This is a genomic window from Paraburkholderia sp., assembly GCF_036488505.1.
GTDB lineage: Bacteria > Pseudomonadota > Gammaproteobacteria > Burkholderiales > Burkholderiaceae > Paraburkholderia.
Genome location: NZ_DASXHN010000487.1, coordinates 1 through 5,138, shown reverse-complemented (window position 1 = coordinate 5,138; position 5,138 = coordinate 1). Strand labels below are relative to the sequence as shown.

Genomic DNA, 5,138 nt, shown 5'->3' with positions numbered 1-5,138 from the left:
CGCGTCATAGTCGTCGGGGTTCGCGTCTTCGAAGGTCGTGTCGACCTCGACCGCGTCGCCCTTGTCGACATGTTTGAAGCCCTGGATCTTGCCGGGTTTCGCCGAGATCACGTGCACCGTGGCGCCCGCGTCGGCGAGCGCGCGTTTCGGCTCGACCAGTTCCGCCTGCTCGAAGCCGTCCATTGCCAGTACCGCTACCTTGCAGCCGTTCAATGCGTCAGTCATGTGTACTCTCCTTCGTGCGCTTCGCGCGGCGCCGCGCTATGTTGCCGTCGCTCGTTATGCGGTAGAGGCGCTGCGCCGTTAAAGCGTGAGTGTGCAAAAGCCGTGCCTGGATTAGCACGGCGTTTTGCTGTGTTGGGATCGGGTTCAAGCGTCGTTCGCCGCCGTTCGCGGCGTTCGTCTTCGTTAAAGCCGCGCTTTAGGAACCTCTTTCGTCTTCGCCCGACAGATCCTCGTCGAGCGGCGCGTCCGGATCCACGAGGTGATCCGTATCGATGTCGGCGTTGGGGTCCAGCGTCGAGTCGCCATCGGCCGACGCGCGCTCACCGGTGCCCGCGCGATCGGTGTCGCTGCCGAGTTCGGCATCGCCGGCTTCCAGCGCGTGATTGTCGAGTTCCGTATCGACGTCGAATTCATGGCGCTTCGCGCCCGCGATGTCGCTGCCGCTGTCCGATGAATCGCTGGGCCCCAGCGCGCCGGTCGTGCCGGACGTCTGCTTGACGGTCTGTTGCGGCTCTTCATCGGGATTCAATGTGCTGCTCATGAAAGCTCCCAGTTCGGTTGATCACCACCACGGTGGCGCAAGGACCGTTCCGCCAGGTGCCGACGCGAACTCGTCGTCGCTAGTCGACGCTGGTCGCCGCTCGTCGACGTCGAGCCAACGCCGCATCGACATCACAGCGGCACCGCGCTGGCTCCGGGTTGGCACCGCGTTTGCTTCCCGCCGATTCATCAGGGCCCGCGCGCGTCAGGCCGGTTGACGCGATCCGAACACGCTTGAAAGTTCTACCTGCAACGATGTCCACAACAACCCGTTCGACAAGCGCATCAGGCAGCCCCGTCCATACGAACGGCGCGTCATCGCAGCCGTCGATGCCGCCGGGCCTGCGCCATTCCGACGACACCAGGCCGGGCTACACGCGCAAGCGCGACAAGGACGGCTTCGCCTATTTCGACATGAACGGCAAGCGCATCGTCGACGCCGATGAGATCCAACGCATCAACGCGCTGGCGATTCCGCCCGCTTATGAGGACGTGTGGATCTGCGCCGATCCACGCGGCCATCTGCAGGCGACCGGCCGCGACGCGCGTGGCCGCAAGCAGTATCGCTATCACCCGCGCTGGCGTGAAACGCGCGACGCAGACAAGTACGAGCGGATGGCCGAGTTCGGCCGCGCATTGCCGAGGATTCGCGCCCGCGTCGCGCGCGATCTGAAACTGCCGGGCATGCCGGTCGACAAGGTCGTCGCGACGATCGTTCAGTTACTGGACACGACGCTGGTACGCATCGGCAGCGCCGAATACGCGCGCGAAAACCAGTCGTATGGACTGACGACGCTGCGCAAAAAGCATGTGAAGATCGAAGCTGGCCAATTGCGCTTCCGGTTTCGCGGTAAAAGCGGCGTCGAACACGACGTCACCATCGACAATCCGCGTATCAAGCGCATCGTGCGGCGCTGCGCGGAATTGCCAGGCCACGACCTGTTCCAGTATCTCGACGAGGACGGCACGCGCCACACGGTCGGCTCCGCCGATATCAACGACTACCTGCGGCGCGCAAGCGGCGCGGACTTTACCGCGAAGGACTATCGGACGTGGGCCGGCAGCGTGTATGCGCTCGCGGCGCTGCGTCGCCTGATCTGCGAAAGCGCCGCGCAAGCGCGCCACCATCTCGTCGCGACCGTGAAGGACGTCGCGGCACTGCTGCGCAATACCCCGGCGGTTTGCCGGCGCTGCTATATCCACCCAGCGATCATCCGCGCGTTCGAGGCCGATGAATTGCAAAGCCTCGTATGTCACCCGCCCCGCCGCGGACTGAAGGTCGACGAAGTCGCGCTGATGACGCTGCTGGCGCACGCGGAAAAACACGCGGCGAAACTCGCACGGCAAGCGGGCGCGAAAGGCCGCAAGACGCGTCAGTCGTCAGTCGACGACAGCATCGACGGCGCGCTGACGAGCTTGCTGAAAAAATCGCGCACGATACGCAAGAAAGCGGCAAGCGCGAAAGAAAACAGCAGCGCGCGGCGTTCCCGGCACTCAGCCGGTACGCGGGCGCGCGGTACCGCGCGCAAGGCGAGCCCGGAGGTCAAATCCGCCGGCCGGTAGCAACGCTTCGTACGCGATGCACGCGCGCCATCCAGTGGGCCCGGCCACCGTCATCGGGCCTGTTCGCCGCTCGGTCGGTGACCCGACCGGCGGGGTCACACGCTTCGTTCGCGTGCTCATCGGAGGCTTCGGTAGACGCTTCATCAGCGGCTACGTCAGCGGCTTTATGAAAGGCCTCGTCGGCGGCAGCTCGATCAACAGCTCGATCGGCGCGAACTAGTGTGCCCGCCAACCCGCCACCGCATTGATTCAGGCCTCTTCTTCGAATGCCGCCATCACGAGCCACACGTCGCGCTCGCCGTCGCGTATTTCGGCCGCGAGCGCATAGGCATCGCCGGGACTGCACACCCGCGCCAACGCGTGATGGGCGATTTCACCGTTATCGAACACGCGCCCGGACAACGGCCTGACTTCCTGCTTGCCCTCGAACATCCGCTGTTGCTTGCGATACACGAGAGTCTCGGACTTCCAGTTGCGAAAGCACTCGCGCACGTGCGCAAAGTCCCCGCCACAGACGTTTGCCTGGTAATGAATCTTTTTCACCACGATCATTCTCCCTCGATGCAAGCGCAGCCGGCCGCGCCGGCGGACATGACGAAGTAGCGTCCGTGGCCGTCATGCGTGTTGCGGTGTCGCCGCAGTGCCGCTCGCTGCATCGATCCAGCTTTACTGCCCTTTCGTGTCGCTGCTCGCGTTCGCGCCGGGCATATTCGTCGAATCGGTCATCGGTTTTTTCTTCGACTTTGACATGTGATGGCCATGCTTCATCGTCGAGGTCGAACCCGCAGCCGTACCCGCTGCGTTCGATGCCGGCTCATTGCCAACGGTAGGCGCCGCGGTCGCCGCGCCATGCGCGTTGCCGGAGCCCGTGCCGCCGTTGCCGTTACCACCGCCCTGCGCAAGCGCGACACCGGACACAGCGATACATGCCGCCATCAGCCATCCCTTCGGATATGTGTGCATCGAAAATCTCCCTGAAGCAAGGACGATGTAACTCGGCAGTTGCTCGCTGCCGTCACTCGAATGCGAGCAAGGGCTATGCCGCGCGGCACCGGCACTATCCGCACGTGGCGGGACCATCACACGCGAGGGCCGCCACGTTTTCTACGAGGCGAGACGAAATAATTTCAAACACCGTCGCGCGCGTTCCGGTGCCGCCGCGATCGGCGCATCGCCCATTACGCAACGACAAGCGTGATACGCCAGCGCCCGTGAGGCAGCTCGAATGAACCGAAGGAACGGACGTTGCTGAAACGTCGGTACCCAACCTTTGACAGGAGGCACATCATGGTCAACCCGACCCAAACGCAAGGCGCGAACATCGTTGGCAAGGGCAGCGCAACCGCGGAAGGCCCCGGTCCGGACGTGATGGCTGCCGACACGCTCGACGGCAACAAGGTGCTCAGCAGCGACGGCGAGGACATCGGCAAGGTCAAGGACATCATGCTCGACGTGCGCGCGGGCCGCGTCGCTTATGTGGTGCTGTCGAGCGGCGGCTTCCTCGGCATCGGCGACAAGCTGCTCGCGATTCCATGGCATGCACTGACACTCGATACGGAGCAGAAATGCTTCGTGCTGAACATGACGGCCGAGCGCGTGAGGAACGCACCGGGATTCGACAAGGATCACTGGCCGTCGATGGCCGACGAGACATGGGCCACGTCCGTGCATCAGTACTACGGCAGCGAGCCATACTGGGGCCGCGATACCTACAGCGGCCCCGACGACCTGGGCGCCGGTTCGATTGCCCCGGGGTCATCGGATGCGCCCGAGGCAGGTGGCGTGAAGCTCTGATTCGTCTACCTGTACGCGCTGCCGGCGGGGAATCCGGCAGCGCGGCACCGCGCAACCACCGCACTCCGGAGACGCCACGATGGCCACCCGCAAGAGCAGCAGCAAATCGAAGCGCCCTGTGTCGCGGGGCAAGTCGGGACGGCCACCGCGTCAGCGCCACGCACAGGCACACGCCGCTCATCGCGCGAAAGCCGCGAAATCGGGCGGCTCGCATAGCGGCAAAAAGTGGTCGCATCACGTGATGGAAACGAGCGACGCGATGGATATCCAGAAGGATATTTTCAAGACCGGCAGCGCGGAATCGATCGCGCAATCATTGAAGCATTCGTCGACCACGAGCCGCCGTCGCAAGGGCACGCCGTTCCAATCGGCGATGTCGATGCTCAATTTCTACGCCAACCGTGCCGGCAGAAACTTGCCGAAGGAGCGGCGCGACACGCTGCAGCGGGCCAAGCGGAAGTTGCGCGAAGCGTTTGGCCGGGAGCCTCGCTGACAAAAGGCCATTCCCATAGACGCGGATGATGCGGGGTAAAGTCGGACTCTCAGCATGCAACCCCGCGACAAGGCGCCTCGATTCGATGACTCCGTCCGACGATTCCCGGCACGGCACGCGCACGCGCGCTACCGATGCGCTGTTCGCTTTCCTCAAAACGCTCCCGCTCGGCGACCGGCTGATCGAAGGCGGTTTCATGGCCGTGCAGGCGGTTGCGGGCGCAAGTCTCGCATTCGGTATCGGCCAGGCGCTGCATACCGAGCAGGCGTTCTGGGCCGCCATCACCGCGATCGCGGTGAGCCAGCACAGTTATATCGATACCCGCAAGCTGTCGCGCGATCAGTTCATCGGCGCGATGGTCGGCGGGCTATGCGGTCTGTTCGGCGCCGTCGCGGGTGGCGGCCATTTTGGCGCCTATGCGGCGACGGTCGCGGGGGCGATCCTGATCTGCTGGATCGTCAACGTGGGCAGCGCGGCGCGCCTGGGCGGTATCACCGCGACGATCATGCTGCTCGTACCGGGC

Annotated in this window: 9 protein-coding genes; 5 read left to right on the top strand and 4 right to left on the bottom strand. The window is 64.3% G+C overall.

The annotated features are described in order from the left end of the window. Together VGH68_RS27860 and VGH68_RS27855 are read right to left on the bottom strand one after the other, a co-directional pair. On the bottom strand, window positions 1-225 hold a 225-nt coding region (locus tag VGH68_RS27860; RefSeq protein WP_331606954.1), incomplete at its 3' end, for a DJ-1/PfpI family protein. A gap of 196 nt (window positions 226-421) precedes the next feature. Then, window positions 422-766, bottom strand: a complete 345-nt coding sequence (locus tag VGH68_RS27855) for a chemotaxis protein (RefSeq protein ID WP_331606953.1) — start codon at window positions 764-766, stop codon at window positions 422-424. Between the two features lie 254 nt (window positions 767-1,020). Between VGH68_RS27855 and VGH68_RS27850 the strand changes: the two genes are divergently transcribed. Together VGH68_RS27850 and VGH68_RS27845 are read left to right on the top strand one after the other, a co-directional pair. Beyond that, entirely contained in the window at window positions 1,021-2,328 is a 1,308-nt protein-coding gene (locus VGH68_RS27850; protein WP_331606952.1) for a DNA topoisomerase IB, read from the top strand. Window positions 2,329-2,362: 34 nt separating this feature from the next. Next, entirely contained in the window at window positions 2,363-2,548 is a 186-nt protein-coding gene (locus VGH68_RS27845; protein WP_331606951.1) for a hypothetical protein, read from the top strand. A gap of 29 nt (window positions 2,549-2,577) precedes the next feature. Here the strand turns inward: VGH68_RS27845 and VGH68_RS27840 are convergent, their stop codons facing one another. Together VGH68_RS27840 and VGH68_RS27835 are read right to left on the bottom strand one after the other, a co-directional pair. Further along, window positions 2,578-2,874 (bottom strand): hypothetical protein, encoded by a 297-nt coding sequence (locus VGH68_RS27840; protein WP_331606955.1) that lies wholly within the window; start codon window positions 2,872-2,874, stop codon window positions 2,578-2,580. 120 nt (window positions 2,875-2,994) lie between these two features. Next, the gene (locus VGH68_RS27835) at window positions 2,995-3,291 is read right to left on the bottom strand and encodes a hypothetical protein (protein WP_331606950.1); all 297 of its coding nucleotides are present in this window, start codon (window positions 3,289-3,291) and stop codon (window positions 2,995-2,997) included. Window positions 3,292-3,615: 324 nt separating this feature from the next. Here VGH68_RS27835 and VGH68_RS27830 point away from each other — a divergent pair, with 324 nt between their 5' ends. The 3 genes from VGH68_RS27830 to VGH68_RS27820 all read left to right on the top strand — a co-directional run. Further along, the gene (locus VGH68_RS27830) at window positions 3,616-4,122 is read left to right on the top strand and encodes a PRC-barrel domain-containing protein (protein WP_331606949.1); all 507 of its coding nucleotides are present in this window, start codon (window positions 3,616-3,618) and stop codon (window positions 4,120-4,122) included. Window positions 4,123-4,201: 79 nt separating this feature from the next. Beyond that, window positions 4,202-4,615 (top strand): DUF3175 domain-containing protein, encoded by a 414-nt coding sequence (locus VGH68_RS27825; protein ID WP_331606948.1) that lies wholly within the window; start codon window positions 4,202-4,204, stop codon window positions 4,613-4,615. 85 nt (window positions 4,616-4,700) lie between these two features. Next, on the top strand, window positions 4,701-5,138 hold a 438-nt coding region (locus tag VGH68_RS27820; protein ID WP_331606947.1), incomplete at its 3' end, for an FUSC family protein.

Coding starts and splice junctions, on each gene's coding strand:
- VGH68_RS27850 (WP_331606952.1), top strand. CDS start 1,021: ATGTCCACAACAACCCGTTCGACAAGCGCATCAGGCAGCCCCGTCCAT.
- VGH68_RS27830 (WP_331606949.1), top strand. CDS start 3,616: ATGGTCAACCCGACCCAAACGCAAGGCGCGAACATCGTTGGCAAGGGC.
- VGH68_RS27825 (WP_331606948.1), top strand. CDS start 4,202: ATGGCCACCCGCAAGAGCAGCAGCAAATCGAAGCGCCCTGTGTCGCGG.
- VGH68_RS27835 (WP_331606950.1), bottom strand. CDS start 3,291: ATGCACACATATCCGAAGGGATGGCTGATGGCGGCATGTATCGCTGTG.
- VGH68_RS27855 (WP_331606953.1), bottom strand. CDS start 766: ATGAGCAGCACATTGAATCCCGATGAAGAGCCGCAACAGACCGTCAAG.